The sequence below is a fragment of the Sulfitobacter sp. OXR-159 genome, assembly GCF_034377145.1.
GTDB lineage: Bacteria > Pseudomonadota > Alphaproteobacteria > Rhodobacterales > Rhodobacteraceae > Sulfitobacter.
Genome location: NZ_CP139707.1, coordinates 1,446,994 through 1,461,636 on the forward strand (window position 1 = coordinate 1,446,994; position 14,643 = coordinate 1,461,636).

Consider the following 14,643-nt stretch of genomic DNA (forward strand, 5'->3'; position numbering starts at 1 on the left):
AATGGTCAGGACAGCGAAATCAGCGCCTTACTTGGGAAATGTGGGTTCATGTAACACTTTCATTTCCTTTGAGTTTCGCGACTTAACTGTGGTTCATGTGTACCAAGACAGTGACAAGACAACGTGGGAAAACGCATTTTTCACCGGGACAGGCGATGGCGGCGGCAGGAAACTCATGCTGGTTAATGTTGCTGTTTATGGCTTCGACAGAATTATTAATAACATTGGGACCGTGAACTTTGACACCACAAGAGCAGAGCGGTGTGATTTCCTTTATGGAGGTACATTCTACTATGGCCGTAGCAGTCAGTCAGTGAACAACAGCTTTGAACATTGCTCTTTCTTCCAACTTGATGCGCTCGTTGATGGCGCGGGACTAGGGAATACAAGTTTCATTGTCTGCAACATCGTAATTGATGGGCCTTGGCTTAAACTGTATGGCGCAAACGGCCTATTTGGGCCAAATTCGACGTATATTTTTGATGGGTGTAAGGGAGAGCCTTGGAATAACGGGCATTCCTATGCGGGGGGCGCGCGGTCGTCCTTGGTGAAATTGTATGGGGACACGGTGTACATCCGCGCCTTGATCAAGTTTCGCGACTGCGGGTTCACCAGTTCGCTCGGGTTCGACACCTCGACTGATTATCCACAGATCGAAATGACACCTAAGATGCGTATCGAGTGGGACGGCGGTATGCTGGACAGTGATGCCAAGATCAAGCTGCACCCGATTGCAATATCTGCCACGGGGAATAAAGACTCACACTTTGGTTTATTCTTCAAAGGGCTGCGCCAAGCACCTGATCCTGACCAGATTACTTATGCGGGTACACCGACAAACTCGGCTACATATCCTCAAGTCACATGGGAATGGTGCAATGATCTGCCGAATATGACGGTGCTGTATAAAGGTGTAACAGCTTCAACATTGTCGTTTGCGCCAACCGTTGACCGTGCCGAGCATACAAATTGCATGAACAGCGGGTCACACTCTTACGGCATCCTAACCTTCGGCTCCGACCTTGTTCATGAGCTTGATTTTTTCGGCCACGGGCAAGAGGTCGTAGATGTTGCCGTTTCAGTGACCTACAAAGGCGGCGCGGACGATCTCAAAATAGAAACGTCTTTGGATGGCTTTTCTACAGTATTGGACACATTCTATGTGAGTGGGGCAAATGGCTCGTACCGGATGCCGATTTCCAAGGCCAGCGCCCCCGTTTCTGGGGGCAAAGTTCACGATTGGGCAAGCCTCGCTGACGGATCGCAACAATCAACCACTGTTACCGTTCTAGGGGCAGAGGTTGGCGACGAGGTTCTGGCTGTTAGCATAGACAGCGCGCTGAGCGGCACACGCATGTGGGGTGAAGTTACGGCCACGGATACCGTTACTGTTTACCATCGAAACGACACAGGGGCGGCAGTCGATGTGTCTAGCGGGACTATCTCAGCTACGGTGCGTCGAGCATCTACCGTAGTTGGTAAGGTCGGTGACGATACACTGTCAGTCCGTTGCTCTGGCCCGCAAGCGAGGGGGCATATTTATGCGACGATAAGGTCAGCATAATGCTCCCCCTCTGCGAAGCCGTCAGCCGCCGCCTCTGCCGCTGGCTGACGGGCTGGGATATGACGCTCTGCGCGTTTGCGTGGTGGCGTCGTGACAAGCACCGCAGGCTCTACCGCGTCCTAAAGTGGGGGCTGTGGTGGGTCGAGCAAGACCATCCGCGCCAAAGCTATGAGCGGCGCTGGCTCACACCCGATATTCCCAAAGGCGAGTAAACGGGTTATACATCACAGCATAGACGCGCAGGACGTGCGGCAATCACAGCGGTATTTACCCGCGCAACGGTTGGAACGTCCTATGCCTGCTCAAGAGTACAACATCAATGTAACCGCCGATGATGGTGACGTGGATGCGATGCGCAGCCTCATCGATCGGTTTAAGCCTCTCGCAATTCAAGAAGCGACAGACCAAGCCACCGCAGCAGCCACAAGCGCAGCACAGGCAGCGCTGTATGATGGGCCGAAGGTGGACACGTTTGCGGAGCTGGCAAGCGTTACTCCCGAGATGCTGAGTGTTGGCGAGTATATCCGCTGCATTTCTGGCGGGTGGGTTTACCAGCGAGCGGACGATGGCGCTACTGATCCGGGGCTGCTGGACTACACCGGAGCGGGCGGGGTGAAGCTGCGGGTGCTGGACCGGGACGCCGAAATTTCTCAGAAGGAGTTCGGGAATGATCATGACAACGCAACAGCCGCCGCCGCTCTTTCGGCCCCTGCAATTGGCCGGTTCAAAAAACTAAACCTTGGCTCAAACATCATTGAACTCACCAGCAAAATAGACCTTACGCTGACGCAACACACAGTCATCACGGCAAACGGCGGCGGATATATGGCGGCAAATGCGGGGGCGGTGAGCCGCCTTCTGCATATCGACACAGCGGGATATGATCTAACAATAGAAGGTTTACTATGGGACGGTGACAACAAAGTTCCGCAACTCTACCGCATCGACAACACGTCAGGCTTTGCTGGAGAAATCCAGCTTTTGCACAACAAGCATCTGAACGTGTTTCGAGAACTAGCGCGTGATGGGCAGGGCGGTACAGACGCCGTTTATGTGCGTGGCGGGTTTGAAAAGGTTTTGGCTGATGACAACCTGTTTAAGAATGTTTCGCGCGAAGCTGGGGTAGGGATTCCGGGATCGGCAGGGTCAACAGGATTGGCCGTGGGGCATGACGTTACGACAGGCTCCACACTGTTTGCCAAGTCTTTCATCCATAAGTGCAACCAATACGACACCATCGACACAGAAGACACCGGGGCTGACCGTGCCGACTGTGACGGCGTGAAATACTTCACCGGCGAGGTTGCGGACGGAGACACTACGTTCATTCCGACCCGATTTGTCTCGACCGGGAACGAGTACAAGGACTGTGCGGGGCGTGGAATTAAGGGTCAGGTTTCTCATGGCCTTGTTTCCAATGAAACGATTATCCGTGAAAATGTTCTATCAATCCATAACGGGTTTTCTGACATCAATCTGCAAATGGGATCAGGGACGGTTGCGAATATTGACGCATTCTATAACGAGGTAGGCGGGTTGTCGCCGTTCACTGCTGACGGATCGGCGGGGTCCGGCAGTTCGGTTGTCAGCTTTTACAGCACTCCAAGAGCGCGCGAAAGTGGTTCCCCAACGGTGCACGGCGTTACCGTTTACAACAATGTCCCCAAGCCCACTGGGCAGCTATCTGAAATCTGTAGCTTTACAACAGCAGGAGAGGACACGAGCAACCCGGCTATATTTAGTATGTCGAACTGCAAAGTAGTCGGGGGCGCAGTTAAATACTTTGCCACGGCTCCGGTAAAGGGTACGGGATCGCCAAGAGCCGTTGTGAATATGACTGGATGCTATGCATCCGACCTAACAAATGCGTTTATCGGCGTAGCGTCGGGCCACGAGCAGCAGCTTTTCTTGGAAGCAAACGGAAACATAAACGCATCAGGGTCAGACGTTCTCGCAGCCGAAGTGACATACGCAGCCGGGACCGCTGCGAAATGCAATGTTTCGGGCTTGGGTAACTCTGGTGTTGATATGGACCCACGGCGGCTGTCAGGGGGCACCATTGGCGGCACTGTACCGCTTCGCACCAATACGATTTTCCCCCGAAATGATAGTACAGACGCCACAGCGGGTTTCAGCTTTGAAAACGCTTTCCTTGCCGACGATGAAACATATACTTTCCGCGCTATGGGGTACAACAGTCACGGCCTTTTCATGGTCTCAGCGAATTATACCCACGATGCACAGGCTGTATTTGGCATTTCTGGAAGTGGATACGCAGACCTAACCGGAGGGGCAGCATCATCCTTCGCGTTTGGCTCTGGCTCCAACCCTGACACTGATGGCAAGATCAATGTTTGGCACGATGGGCTTAACCTGCATATTAAAAACCGCTTGGGGTCGGCCCGCAACTTTCTTGTTGGGTGTTTTGGCTAATGCTCCCCCTCTGCGAGTCCGTTAGCCGCCGCCTCTGCCGCTGGCTGACGGGCTGGGACATGACGCTATGCGCCTATGCGTGGTGGCGTCGTGACCGGGGCTATAGAAGCGATCTAGGCAAAGCGCCCTATATAGGGTAAATATCTACATATCGACGCGCAGGACGTGCGGCAATCAAGATGGGCTCCGGCTCATAGGCAGATTGGAAAGCGCGTCCACAGATGAACCCCATCGACATACCACAACTGGCCGAGCAGTACGGCCCCTTCATCGCCCTTCTGGTGGCGGTGATCGTTGCGTTGGGGTGGACGATCCGCGCGCTATGGAAGCGGCTTAACGAGCAGATCGACGCGCGGTTCAAGGACCATAAAGAGCATTCAAGCCAGATGGCTGAGAACACCAAGACACTCGACCAAGCCCTCCGGTTCATTGAGGGGAGTGGCCGTGGTTAAGTTTTGGCAGACGCTTAGGGGCAAACCCACGCCACCATCCCGTGAAGAAGTGGATTCCGTGCAGGCGCGGGAGGTCAGTGAGGCCGCCCGCCAGCGTCTCGAACGGGCAATCAAGTATCGCAAAAGAGAAGTTAACGGCCTTGTGGAAGGGGTCTTACCGAAACGAGGTATTGAACAGTGACGATTTTGATTTGGGCAAACGTGGTGACGGCGATCATCGCCTTTCTGCTGATGGGACTGGTGACTATCGGATTCGCCCCACACCTGCGGCTCCGGCTGAAGGACCACGACGCTAACAGCCTTATGAGCGCGTTCGTTGCGCTGACATCCAGCTTGGTCTGGGTGCGCCTTCTCTGGTGGTCCCTGCTGCGCCCTCTGGCCGGGGCTTGGGGGTGGTTGCCGCCCGGAGTTTTCACACTTTCGGGGCAGGCGATCAACACTGGCTTCAATATCTGGGCAATCGCCGCGGCACTGGCCGCCCTGGGGGCGCTGCACCGCAGTCTTCCCCAACCCGAGCGAGATCACTATAACTGGCTGACCGTGCCGTTCTATCCGCGCCGTTTCAGCATCGTATGGAGATGGTAGGATGAAACGCATCGCGATTGTGATCGGCCATAACGCAGGCGCGCAGGGCGCTGTCCGCTGCACTGACGGACGCACCGAGTACGACTGGAACAGTGACCTCGCCAAGATGATCGAGGCGCACGATCCGGACCACATCAAGGTATTCCGGCGCAAACCCTGGGGCGGGTACAGTACCGAGATTGATCGGGTGTATGCCGAGGTCGACGCATGGGGCGCCGATGTGAGCGTTGAGCTCCATTTCAACGGCTCGACCAACCCCGCGGCAAATGGGTGCCTGATGCTGTCCAGCGGGACAAGCGGATCCCGCGCTTTGGCTGCAAATGTGCAGAAAGCATGTGTTGCGGCTCTGGGGAACAAGGATCGCGGGGTTCGCTTCGTCGGCAAGGGGGATCGCGGCGGGCGTTCGCTCTGGGCCGGTCGCGCCCCGGCAATCCTGACCGAGCCCTACTTCGGGTCGAACAAGGCGGAGTGCGAAGCCGCAGACGCGCGCAAGGCCGCGCTGGCTAAGGCCATCTACGACGGGGCCCGGGCCTGATGCACGATCTGGTTCTCATAGCCGTAACCTTGGCTGTCATGGCTCTGACGTGGTGGATGCTGCGGTGATCTCCCGTCTAGGGTCATACGCGCTTATCGCGGCTCTGCTGGCCTGTCTGGGGCTCGCCGCCGCCCTCTGGTGGCAGGCAGGCGACCTACAGCGCCTAGAGGACGAAAACGCGCGCCTCACGCGCAACGCCAACGTGATGCGCGGCCAGATCGAGCAAGCCCGCCAGTCCGCCGCCGTCGCCGCCGCCCACGCGCAGCGAGAACGCCGCCTGAATGTCGAAGCCTCGAAAACCATAGAGGCCATACAAACCATGAAACTGGGAGATTGCGCCGATGCGCCGCTGGATCCTGCCCTTATCGATCTTCTTAGCCGCCGGGATGTGCGACCCGAAGATTGAGTATGTGCCCGTGAAACCGGAGGTGCCGGCTGATCTGCTGGTGCAGGTGCCGATCTCTAACCGGCGCGCGGAAACCTACCGCGATCTGGCGGTCTTGGCCACCGAACATCTCAACAGCGCACAGCTTGCAAACGCGAAGATCGGGGCGATTGCCGAGGTGCTGGGCCCGCAGTAGCGGCATCCTGCCTTCTTTGCATGTAGCCGACAGTCATGTATGCGCTCTCCCGTCTATATCTGGTGGAGCGCAGGCGTTGGACGATCAGCTATTCAGGGCCGGGGTCACGCATATCGAGGTGAAATGCTGGTCCTGCGGTCACAGCGTCACGCTCAAGCCGGAAGACGTGCCGGAGGGCATCACAGATTACGATTTTGAGAAGCGGGCGACCTGCCGCTGCGGCACTGGCTGGCCCTATGTCACCAAGTTCCCAAAGAAGAAGCCGCTGACGATGTGAGGGGCTAGCTTGCTTGCTGTTTCAGTTCGGTAATCCGTCGCCGCAGTTCGCGGTTTCGGATCGACATGCGCACGTTCTGTTCTCGCAGGCTTTGAGCGGATTGTAGGTAGGATTCGGCGCGGCGTTGCGCCCTATCTCTCTCAAGTACCGCTTGCTCCAAATCAGACCCCCTCACTTCGCATGTGCATCCGTCTGGATCATGGATTGCGCCGTAGCACTCAGGGATGTGCGCCCATAGTCCGGTTTCAGGGTCTTTGACGTGATGGCAAGCCATGCGGCCTCCAGTGGGGTTTTAGGACTGGGTTTGGCGTGAGGCTTCCGCCGCTGTATTCAGGCAAGCGCCGCACACGGCATCGCTCGGACTGGGCAACGCTGCGCCGCACTCGATGCAGCCAGCGGCATCAAAGAAGTACGGCCCGTGATCCTCGCCCGTCATTTGGCGCAGATATTCACCATCTGCCTCAAGAGCCTTCATCATTTCATCGTCAAATACGGTCATTGGTTCCTCCGGGATTAAGTGGATGGGGTGAGGATGCGGGCGAAAAGGCCCCACGCCTTCGGCTTCTTCGCAGCTTCTTCGCGAGCACGTTCCCGCTCGGCCAGCTTATCCAGGCACTTGCGCTCGGACCACGAAGCGGGCCAGCCAGCCGGATCGAGAGTGATGTTCTCCGGGTGTATACTGCTGACTTCGCCGCCTTCCCACTTCACGGTGATGATCGGCTCGCCGGTGGCATTGCGGTCGAAGCCTTCCACGTGACCTAGACGTTCGTCGCCGTCGAAGCCTCGATGAAAAACGACCGCGCCAAGGCGGAAGTCCATGGGGGAATAGGTGCGTTTCATATCGGCCTCCGGGGTTTTTAGGACTTGTTAAATTCGAGGCGACAAACGGCGTGAGGATAGCGCCCTCGCCACTGGCCTAAGAGGTGGTCGTCGTCCGCGAGTTCATACATCGGAAGCCAATCGTATTCGTCCCACAGCCTATGCTTTGTCCGGTAGGCAACGCCCAACTCGGCGCAATCTGTATGAGCCTTAAATGTCCAAACCTGCGCTCCGTCCGCGTTGACTTGGCGCAGATAAACCTCGCCCTTTGGGATCGTGCGCCCGCATTCCTCGCAGCGATGCGGCTTTCGTGCTGGCCCTATCTTCTCGCTGATATTTGAAATCATTTCGGCCTCCGGGGGGTTTGCTGGATTCAGTCGTCAAAGGGTTCGCATGTCCAAGAGTGAGAGACATAGACCGACATTTTAAAGTCCCTGTCGCAGCTTTCGCATGTGCTGCTGTCATTACCCTCGTTGTAATAGTGGGCGGGGTCTTCGCTCGGCTGGTGTTCGTGGCCGCAGTAGGGGCATTCTGGCCCGTCTGTGCTGTAGGTTTCCTCTGCCATGGTGCCTCCGGGGGTTTTAGGATTGGTTAAATTCGAGGCGGCAAACGGCGTGAGGGTAGTGTCCTCGCCACTGGCCTAAGAGATGGTCACCGTCTGCGAGTTCATACATCGGAAGCCAATCGTATTCGTCCCACAGCCTGTGTTTTGTCCGGTAGGCAACGCCCAAAGCGGCGCAATCTGTATGAGCCTTAAACGTCCAAACCTGCGATCCATCCGCGTTGACTTGGCGCAGGTAAACCTCGCCCTTCGGGATCGTTCGCCCGCATTCTTCGCAGCGGTGCGGCTTGCGCGCTGGCCCTATCTTCTCGCTGATATTTGAAATCATTTCGGCCTCTGGGGTTAGCTGGACTGGTTGCCGGGCCAACGGATCACGTCCGCGCGCCCTGTGAAGACTTCCCAAGCGAGCCGTAGTCGCGATCGGAAAGAGCGCAGCCCCTCGGGGCGGGCCGGATACCAGTTTTCCCCGTCATCGCATACTGTGGTGCTGCCATCCGCCGCTCTGGCAAGGCTGGATAAGGTATAGGCGTTTGGTGCCCGTTTCATCGCTTTTCCTTTCGGGGGATTGGTGGATTTGCACCCTTTCTAGCCGATGTGTGCGCACTCGTCAACCAAAAAATGGTTGACATGGTTGTGCAGATGGTTCAGGAATGGCACATGGATTTCATGGCACGAGAACCAGCAGAATGGCGTTCCCACATGCGGGACGATGAGCGCGAGGAACTAGATCGCGCCGAGCGGATGCGAGATGTCGCGGCGGAAAATCTGCGCGTGACGGTTAAGCGCATCAAGGATCGGGTGATTAAGCGAATGCGGAGGGCAGGCGGGAATGAATGACGTCGCAAAGGATTTTTGCGTTTACGTCCACTCAAGGCGGGACAACGGCCTTCCGTTTTATGTGGGTAAGGGGCGGCGGAATCGTCCGCATGAGGCATCTGGTCGATCCCAAAAGTGGTGCGACTTGGTTCTGGATGCCGGAGGCTTCGACGTTGAGATTGTGGCGAAAGGCTTGCCTGATAGCGCCGCGAAAGCTTTGGAGGCCAACCTTATCAGCCGCATGGATGGCTTGGTAAATGTTTCCCCGCGTGACAATAGGCCCGACGTTACGACGCTCGCCCCGGTCGTTAAGCAAATCACGCCACCGCCCGATCTGCTTGCGGATTTGGACGCATGGATCGCCCAGCAACCCGTGCCGCCTTCGCGGTCTGCGGTGATCGTCGCCGCGCTTCGCCAGTTCTTGGCGGGGCAAAATGGCCCGATGAAAGAAGGTGATCAGACACCCCCCGACGCCGAGGGGTGTTAAGAAGATGGTCGGTGAATCCATAAAGTGGGGCTACATCCTCGCCGCGCCGGGGCGTCCTTCTCGCAAGGATCAGATAGCGCATTTGGTCGCTTCCGGCGTCTCTGACGACCAGTTCGGGCCGATCTGGGAAGATCAAGCCTTTGTCTGATGTGAAGGTCAGCCGGGCGGCTTACTTCGCTTGGCAGAAGCTATGGGATGCTGGTGAGGTCAAAGACCTGCCCGGCGATGATGAAGTCTAAACAGGAGGTGCAGTATGATTGAGCGAGGCGATGAGGTCCATCACAAGCCGACAGGTGAGGACTGGGTTGTTCTGCGTGCAGGAACCGATGGGGCCGGCGAATTTGTTGAGCCTGCGGGGTGGCCACCGTGCCGCGCGCGGGCTTCGGATTGCGTGGTGACGAAGAAGGGCGCGCACGTCGATTTTCTCGACAGCGCCGAGTCCAGATAGGAGCGAAATACGACCCCTCCCAGTTTCACGAGTCGTTCACGCAATGTCTCTGTGAGTAGTCTGGTGTTAACATCTTGATAAGATTTTAATTCCGAAGAATTCAAAATCCCCCGCCGCGAGGCGTGCCGGTTCGAGTCCGGCCTTGGGTACCACCTTGTTTCAGCAAGGTTTCCGTGAAAATCGTAGCTCTATCAAATCGCCGTTTTTCGCGTTGGTCATGCTATCTGCTTCCACGTTCTCGTTCTGGACATCGGTCATTTCTGGGCCGCGCTGGTTCGTAGTTTTCCTAGGGCCTGAGACTTCTACAGCTCGGGCAACCTGAGAAGACCATCTGCGCTCTGTGAAGTTTTGATATTTATCATCTCAAACAATGCTACACCTTAGCGCAGGGTCAGCAGGAATAGGACGCCGCCATGGCTCGGACCAAAGCCGCCAGAGATATCAGCCTGAAGTCGCTCGAACTGTTTCAAGTCTGTGCCAAGGAAGGGTCGCTGCAAGCCGCTGCGCGGGATGCGGGATTGACGGTAAGCACCGTGTCGCATCATCTGCGCAGCTTGGAAGACCACTTGGGTGTTGAGCTCTTCAACCATGCCCGGCGTCCGATGGTCCTGACGCCCAAAGGGCAGGTCTTTTCGCGCAAAATCGACGAGGCGCTGCGCACGATCCGCAAGGCCAAGGCCGAGGTCTCCGCCGGCAGCGTCGCCGACGCGAGCTTCCTTAGAGTCGGTGCGATCGAAGATTTGGAGAGCGATATCGTGCCGTATTTGGCAGTCTCCCTGACCAAGACGATGCCCAGCTGCGATTTCAGCTATCATACCGGGGTCAGCCACGACCTGATCGGCATGCTGCGCAACCGCCAGCTCGATCTCGGTATATGCACCGCGCCGGGGGAAACGATCAACGACCTGCAAGAGCGCCCGCTTCTGCGTGACCCTTTCGTCATCGTTCTGCCCCGACTCGCGTCGGAAACCCTCTCACAGATTATGGAGGGCAGGGCAAAGCTGCCCTTTCTGCGGTTTTCCGGCAACCTGATGATCGCCCGGCAGATTGACACTCACTTGCGGCGCTTGGGGGTCACGTCGCCGCATCGGTTCGAATGCAGCAACAACCAGACCCTGATGGCGATGGTGGCGGCGAATGCGGGCTGGACGATCACAACCCCGCTGTTGTTTTCCCGCGCCGCGCGGTTTCATGGCGATCTGCGCATGCACCGCTTTCCGGGCAAGGCTTTTGCGCGGACATTGGCCTTGATGAGCACGCCGGATTGTTCGCGCTCTGTCGTCGAATTGGTTGATGCCGAGATGCGCGACCTCATTCGACAACATGTGATCGAGCCGCTGCACGCCAGCACGCCTTGGTTGGCAGAGAGTTTCCAGCTGATAGAGTAGGGGGCAGGGCTATTGCCGCTTCGGGGTCTAATCAAGCTATCGAAACTATCTTGCGATTTTTTCCAACACCCGCATTAGCGTTTGTTGTTTAACCCTCTCTCTGGCCCTCTGATCTCAGTATCTATCGGAGGCGCACGCCATGAAATCTCGGACCAAGGTGGTTGTCATTGGCGGCGGTATCGCTGGCTGCTCGACGCTTTATCATCTCACTCAAGAAGGCTGGACAGATGTCGTCTTGGTCGAGCGTGATGAGCTTACGTCAGGCACAACTTGGCATTCGGCGGCGCAGGTCACGAATTTTGGGGCCAATCAAACGATGGTCGGGCTGAAAACCCATTCCATCAACCTTTACAAACGCTTATCCGAAGACCCGGAGTATCCGATCAACTACCACCACGCCGACGGCGGCATCCGATTGGCCAATACCGAAGCGCAGATGCAGGGCTATCGCCACTTCTCATCGATGGCGCGCGGCATGGATGTGGATTTGGAAGTCATCGACGCCGAAGAATGCGCCCGGCGCCACCCGCTCATCTCAACCGAGAACCTGTTGGGCGGGCTTTGGGATCCGCTTGACGGTGATATCGATCCAGCCCAGCTCTGTCAGGCTTTGGCTTTTCACGCGCGCAAGGCCGGGGCTGAGGTCTATCGCAACACGCCGGTCACCGCCCTGACGCAGCACAAAGACGACACTTGGACGGTCCACACCAAACATGGCGACATCGACTGCGATATCGTGGTCAACGCCTGCGGTTACCGGGTGAACGAGGTCGGCAGCATGATGGGGGTGCATCATCCCGTCGCCTCGATGGAGCACCAGTATTTTCTGACCGAAGACATTCCCGCCATCGCCGAGGCCGGTCACCGGATGCCGCTGCTGCGCTGTCCGATTTCGGACTATTACAGCCGCCAAGAAAAGAACGGCCTGCTGGTCGGCTTTTATGAGCAGGACTGCAAGACGTGGGGAATGGACGGGATCGACCCGAATTTCGTCAACGCCCTGTGCCCGGATGATCTTGAGCGGGTCATGGACGTGCTCGAAGGCGCCTTTGAGCGCATGCCCGCACTGGCCGATACCGGCATCCGCTCCATCGTCAACGGACCGATCACCTATACCATCGACGGCGCGCCGCTGGTCGGTCCGATCCCCGGCAAGCGCAACGCCTTTTGCATCATCGGCCTGCGTGCAGGACTGGGCGAGGGCGGCGGCCACGGGTGGCTGCTGGCCCAGCAGATCGTCCATGGCGAGGCGCAGTATGACACTTGGGTCATCGACCCGCGCCGTTTCACCGGGCACGCCAATGTGGAACTGACGGCGCTCAAGGCCATCGAAGATTACCAGAACGAATTCCGCTTCCACTTCCCGCATGAGCATCGCCCCGCCGCGCGCCCTGCCAAGACCACGCCGCTGACCCCGGTGATGGCCGCCGAAGGGGCCGAGTTCACCGTGGTCAACGGTTGGGAGCGGGTCGACTACATCAAGCCGTCGCCCGATTTTCACCCGACTCTCAGCTTTGACTTCGACGAGGCATTCGACGTGGTCGCGGCTGAAGTGAAGAACGTGGCCGAGAATGTCGGCCTTTGCGAGGTCAACGGCTTCAACCGGTTTGAGATCACCGGCAGCGACCGCCACAGTTTCCTTGACCGGATGTTCTGCGGCGTGGTCACAAGACGCGACGGACGGGTGGGCTTGGGCTACCTGCTGAACCATCGCGGCATGGTCAAAGGCGAGGCCACAGTGGCCAACTTGCCCGCCTCGGACCGCGGCCCGCAGCGGGTTTGGTACGGCTCGGCCGCGGCCAGCGAATATCACGACATGGACTGGCTCAAATTGCATCTGCGCGACGACGAAGATGTGCAAATCCGCAGCCTCACCAATGACCAAACGATCCTCGTGCTCGCCGGGCCCAAGGCACGCGATGTGCTCAGCGCCTGTGCGCGCGGCGACTGGTCGAAAGAGGCGTTCCCCTGGCTCAGCCTGCGCGAATGTTTCATCGGATTTGCACCTGCCACGGTGCTAGGCGTCAGTTTCTCGGGCGAGTTGGCCTATGAAATCCACGTGCCCAACAACGCGCTTTATGCCGCCTATCTGGCCCTGCGAAAGGCCGGAGAGGCACATGGCCTGAAGCTCTTCGGCGCCCGCGCGGTGGAATCAATGCGGATGGAGAAAGGCTTTATGCACTGGAAAGCTGACCTGCTGACCGAGTTCGACCCGTTTGAGACCGCGCTGGACCGTTTCGTGAAACCCGAAAAGCCCGCCGATTTCATTGGCAAGGCCGCCCTGCACAAGCGCATGGAAGAAGGGCCGCGCAAAAAACTGGTGACGCTCAAGGTCGACGCGACCCATGCCCCGGCCCATGGCGGTGCCTCACTCATGCAAGACGGCAAGGTTGTCGGCACCGTAACCTCAGGCGATTGGGGGCACCGGGTGGGCATGAACCTCGCCTATGCCTTCGTCGATCCGGCGCTGGCCACGCCCGGCACGCAAATCCCGCTTGATCTCTATGGGGAAATCGTTGGCACCGAAGTGATAGATCCCTCGCCATATGATCCTTCCTATGCGCTAATGCGCGGATGACATGATGGGCAGGGGCCGGTGCAACGCTGGCCCCCGTCTCGCACCAAGGTCAACCAGCGGCAACGCGCCCCGCTGCACACCCATAGCTACGACAAGGATTATCCATGCACCTCTCTCGTTTTCCCCGCGTCCACCTTGCCCATCTGCCAACCCCGCTTGAGCATATGAAACGCCTGTCAAAAGAACTCGGCACCGAAATCTGGGTCAAACGTGACGATTGCACCGGCCTTTCCACGGGCGGCAACAAGACCCGCAAGCTGGAATTCCTGATGGCCGAGGCCATCGAACAGGGCGCGGACATGGTGATGACCCAAGGTGCGACCCAGACCAACCATGGCCGCCAGACCGCCGCGGCTGCTGCCAAGCTGGGCCTTGCCTGCCACATCCTACTGGAAGACCGCACCGGCTATGACGATGCCAACTACAACACCAACGGCAATGTGCTGCTGGACCATCTGCATGGTGCTACAACCGAGAAATTCCCCGGCGGCCACGATATGCCCGGTGAGATGGAAAAGGCGGCTGAAAAGAAGCGCGCCGAAGGCCACAAGGTCTATATCATCCCCGGCGGCGGCTCGAACCCCACGGGCGCTTTGGGCTATGTGAACTGTGCGTTTGAGCTGCTGAACCAAGTGAACACCTCCGGCATGAAGATCGACCGGCTGGTTCACGGCACGGGCTCTTCCGGCACGCAAGCCGGGCTTGTCACCGGCATGTGCGCGATGAACGCCCAGATCCCCATTCTCGGCATCGGCACCCGCGCGCCACAGCCCAAGCAAGAGCAAATGGTCTATGACCTCGCCTGCAGAACCGCCGAAAAGCTGGGCTGCGCGGGCGTGGTCAAGCGCGAGGATGTGATGGCCAACACCGATTACGTCGGCGAAGGCTACGGTATCCCGACCGACAGCGGCATCGAGGCAATCCAGATGTTTGCCGAGCTCGAAGGCATCCTGCTTGATCCATGCTATTCCGCAAAGGGGGCCGCTGGTCTCATTGATCTCGCCCGCAAAGGCACGTTTAAGGACGAGCGTGTGGTCTTCCTCCACACCGGCGGCGCGGCGGCTCTGGGCGGCTATGACTTCGCCTTTGACACCGCCAACCGCTGGGTCAACCTGTAA

Annotated in this window: 19 protein-coding genes; 15 read left to right on the forward strand and 4 right to left on the reverse strand. The window is 58.0% G+C overall.

Annotation, left to right across the window (positions count from 1 at the left end; genetic code table 11):
• The first annotated feature begins 1 nt into the window (after nucleotide 1).
• The 9 genes from T8A63_RS07465 (at nucleotide 2) to T8A63_RS07505 (ending at nucleotide 6,427) form a co-directional block, all read left to right on the forward strand.
• Nucleotides 2-1,564: a hypothetical protein gene (locus T8A63_RS07465; RefSeq protein ID WP_322345394.1), complete on the forward strand. Its 1,563-nt coding sequence runs from the start codon at nucleotides 2-4 to the stop codon at nucleotides 1,562-1,564.
• Nucleotides 1,564-1,776, forward strand: coding sequence for a hypothetical protein (locus T8A63_RS07470; protein ID WP_322345395.1), 213 nt, complete (start codon nucleotides 1,564-1,566; stop codon nucleotides 1,774-1,776). Before T8A63_RS07465 ends, T8A63_RS07470 begins: the two co-directional genes overlap by 1 nt.
• An 82-nt stretch (nucleotides 1,777-1,858) precedes the next feature.
• Complete coding sequence (locus T8A63_RS07475) at nucleotides 1,859-3,997, forward strand: hypothetical protein (protein WP_322345396.1); 2,139 nt, start codon at nucleotides 1,859-1,861, stop codon at nucleotides 3,995-3,997.
• 221 nt (nucleotides 3,998-4,218) lie between these two features.
• Nucleotides 4,219-4,449 carry a hypothetical protein gene (locus T8A63_RS07480; protein ID WP_322345397.1) on the forward strand — a complete coding sequence of 77 codons (231 nt, stop codon included), beginning with the start codon at nucleotides 4,219-4,221 and terminating at the stop codon, nucleotides 4,447-4,449.
• Between the two features lie 177 nt (nucleotides 4,450-4,626).
• Nucleotides 4,627-5,034 (forward strand): hypothetical protein, encoded by a 408-nt coding sequence (locus T8A63_RS07485; RefSeq protein WP_322345398.1) that lies wholly within the window; start codon nucleotides 4,627-4,629, stop codon nucleotides 5,032-5,034.
• A gap of 1 nt (nucleotide 5,035) precedes the next feature.
• Nucleotides 5,036-5,569: an N-acetylmuramoyl-L-alanine amidase gene (locus T8A63_RS07490; RefSeq protein ID WP_322345399.1), complete on the forward strand. Its 534-nt coding sequence runs from the start codon at nucleotides 5,036-5,038 to the stop codon at nucleotides 5,567-5,569.
• Between the two features lie 64 nt (nucleotides 5,570-5,633).
• Nucleotides 5,634-5,975, forward strand: coding sequence for a hypothetical protein (locus tag T8A63_RS07495; RefSeq protein WP_322345400.1), 342 nt, complete (start codon nucleotides 5,634-5,636; stop codon nucleotides 5,973-5,975).
• Nucleotides 5,976-5,979: 4 nt separating this feature from the next.
• A complete protein-coding gene (locus T8A63_RS07500) occupies nucleotides 5,980-6,150 on the forward strand; it encodes a hypothetical protein (protein WP_322345401.1) in 171 nt (56 codons plus the stop codon).
• 76 nt (nucleotides 6,151-6,226) lie between these two features.
• Entirely contained in the window at nucleotides 6,227-6,427 is a 201-nt protein-coding gene (locus T8A63_RS07505) for a hypothetical protein (protein WP_322345402.1), read from the forward strand.
• A gap of 292 nt (nucleotides 6,428-6,719) precedes the next feature.
• Here T8A63_RS07505 and T8A63_RS07510 read toward each other — a convergent pair whose 3' ends face one another.
• The 4 genes from T8A63_RS07510 to T8A63_RS07525 all read right to left on the reverse strand — a co-directional run bounded on the left by T8A63_RS07510 (nucleotide 6,720) and on the right by T8A63_RS07525 (nucleotide 8,354).
• Nucleotides 6,720-6,926: a hypothetical protein gene (locus T8A63_RS07510; protein ID WP_322345403.1), complete on the reverse strand. Its 207-nt coding sequence runs from the start codon at nucleotides 6,924-6,926 to the stop codon at nucleotides 6,720-6,722.
• A 14-nt stretch (nucleotides 6,927-6,940) separates the two neighbouring features.
• Nucleotides 6,941-7,267, reverse strand: coding sequence for a hypothetical protein (locus T8A63_RS07515; RefSeq protein WP_322345404.1), 327 nt, complete (start codon nucleotides 7,265-7,267; stop codon nucleotides 6,941-6,943).
• A 352-nt stretch (nucleotides 7,268-7,619) separates the two neighbouring features.
• Nucleotides 7,620-7,811, reverse strand: coding sequence for a hypothetical protein (locus tag T8A63_RS07520; protein ID WP_322345405.1), 192 nt, complete (start codon nucleotides 7,809-7,811; stop codon nucleotides 7,620-7,622).
• A 339-nt stretch (nucleotides 7,812-8,150) separates the two neighbouring features.
• On the reverse strand, nucleotides 8,151-8,354 hold the full coding sequence (locus T8A63_RS07525) for a hypothetical protein (RefSeq protein WP_322345406.1): 204 nt from the start codon (nucleotides 8,352-8,354) through the stop codon (nucleotides 8,151-8,153).
• 111 nt (nucleotides 8,355-8,465) lie between these two features.
• On the opposite strand from T8A63_RS07525, the gene T8A63_RS07530 reads away from it, so the two are divergent.
• From T8A63_RS07530 to T8A63_RS07555, 6 genes are all read left to right on the forward strand, one after another.
• Nucleotides 8,466-8,645: a hypothetical protein gene (locus tag T8A63_RS07530; protein ID WP_322345407.1), complete on the forward strand. Its 180-nt coding sequence runs from the start codon at nucleotides 8,466-8,468 to the stop codon at nucleotides 8,643-8,645.
• Entirely contained in the window at nucleotides 8,638-9,111 is a 474-nt protein-coding gene (locus tag T8A63_RS07535) for a hypothetical protein (RefSeq protein ID WP_322345408.1), read from the forward strand. Before T8A63_RS07530 ends, T8A63_RS07535 begins: the two co-directional genes overlap by 8 nt.
• A 4-nt stretch (nucleotides 9,112-9,115) precedes the next feature.
• Complete coding sequence (locus T8A63_RS07540; RefSeq protein WP_322345409.1) at nucleotides 9,116-9,259, forward strand: hypothetical protein; 144 nt, start codon at nucleotides 9,116-9,118, stop codon at nucleotides 9,257-9,259.
• A 713-nt stretch (nucleotides 9,260-9,972) separates the two neighbouring features.
• Nucleotides 9,973-10,947: a LysR family transcriptional regulator gene (locus T8A63_RS07545; protein ID WP_322345410.1), complete on the forward strand. Its 975-nt coding sequence runs from the start codon at nucleotides 9,973-9,975 to the stop codon at nucleotides 10,945-10,947.
• A 139-nt stretch (nucleotides 10,948-11,086) separates the two neighbouring features.
• The gene (locus T8A63_RS07550) at nucleotides 11,087-13,525 is read left to right on the forward strand and encodes an FAD-dependent oxidoreductase (RefSeq protein ID WP_322345411.1); all 2,439 of its coding nucleotides are present in this window, start codon (nucleotides 11,087-11,089) and stop codon (nucleotides 13,523-13,525) included.
• Between the two features lie 104 nt (nucleotides 13,526-13,629).
• Complete coding sequence (locus T8A63_RS07555; protein WP_322345412.1) at nucleotides 13,630-14,643, forward strand: D-cysteine desulfhydrase; 1,014 nt, start codon at nucleotides 13,630-13,632, stop codon at nucleotides 14,641-14,643.

Excerpts from the sequence above, each read along its gene's own strand:
- T8A63_RS07520 (WP_322345405.1), bottom strand. The coding sequence starts at position 7,811 with ATGGCAGAGGAAACCTACAGCACAGACGGGCCAGAATGCCCCTACTGC.
- T8A63_RS07545 (WP_322345410.1), top strand. The coding sequence starts at position 9,973 with ATGGCTCGGACCAAAGCCGCCAGAGATATCAGCCTGAAGTCGCTCGAA.
- T8A63_RS07550 (WP_322345411.1), top strand. The coding sequence starts at position 11,087 with ATGAAATCTCGGACCAAGGTGGTTGTCATTGGCGGCGGTATCGCTGGC.
- T8A63_RS07510 (WP_322345403.1), bottom strand. The coding sequence starts at position 6,926 with ATGACCGTATTTGACGATGAAATGATGAAGGCTCTTGAGGCAGATGGT.
- T8A63_RS07470 (WP_322345395.1), top strand. The coding sequence starts at position 1,564 with ATGCTCCCCCTCTGCGAAGCCGTCAGCCGCCGCCTCTGCCGCTGGCTG.
- T8A63_RS07530 (WP_322345407.1), top strand. The coding sequence starts at position 8,466 with ATGGATTTCATGGCACGAGAACCAGCAGAATGGCGTTCCCACATGCGG.
- T8A63_RS07555 (WP_322345412.1), top strand. The coding sequence starts at position 13,630 with ATGCACCTCTCTCGTTTTCCCCGCGTCCACCTTGCCCATCTGCCAACC.
- T8A63_RS07480 (WP_322345397.1), top strand. The coding sequence starts at position 4,219 with ATGAACCCCATCGACATACCACAACTGGCCGAGCAGTACGGCCCCTTC.
- T8A63_RS07465 (WP_322345394.1), top strand. The coding sequence starts at position 2 with ATGGTCAGGACAGCGAAATCAGCGCCTTACTTGGGAAATGTGGGTTCA.
- T8A63_RS07490 (WP_322345399.1), top strand. The coding sequence starts at position 5,036 with ATGAAACGCATCGCGATTGTGATCGGCCATAACGCAGGCGCGCAGGGC.
- T8A63_RS07540 (WP_322345409.1), top strand. The coding sequence starts at position 9,116 with ATGGTCGGTGAATCCATAAAGTGGGGCTACATCCTCGCCGCGCCGGGG.
- T8A63_RS07525 (WP_322345406.1), bottom strand. The coding sequence starts at position 8,354 with ATGAAACGGGCACCAAACGCCTATACCTTATCCAGCCTTGCCAGAGCG.
- T8A63_RS07475 (WP_322345396.1), top strand. The coding sequence starts at position 1,859 with ATGCCTGCTCAAGAGTACAACATCAATGTAACCGCCGATGATGGTGAC.
- T8A63_RS07515 (WP_322345404.1), bottom strand. The coding sequence starts at position 7,267 with ATGAAACGCACCTATTCCCCCATGGACTTCCGCCTTGGCGCGGTCGTT.
- T8A63_RS07535 (WP_322345408.1), top strand. The coding sequence starts at position 8,638 with ATGAATGACGTCGCAAAGGATTTTTGCGTTTACGTCCACTCAAGGCGG.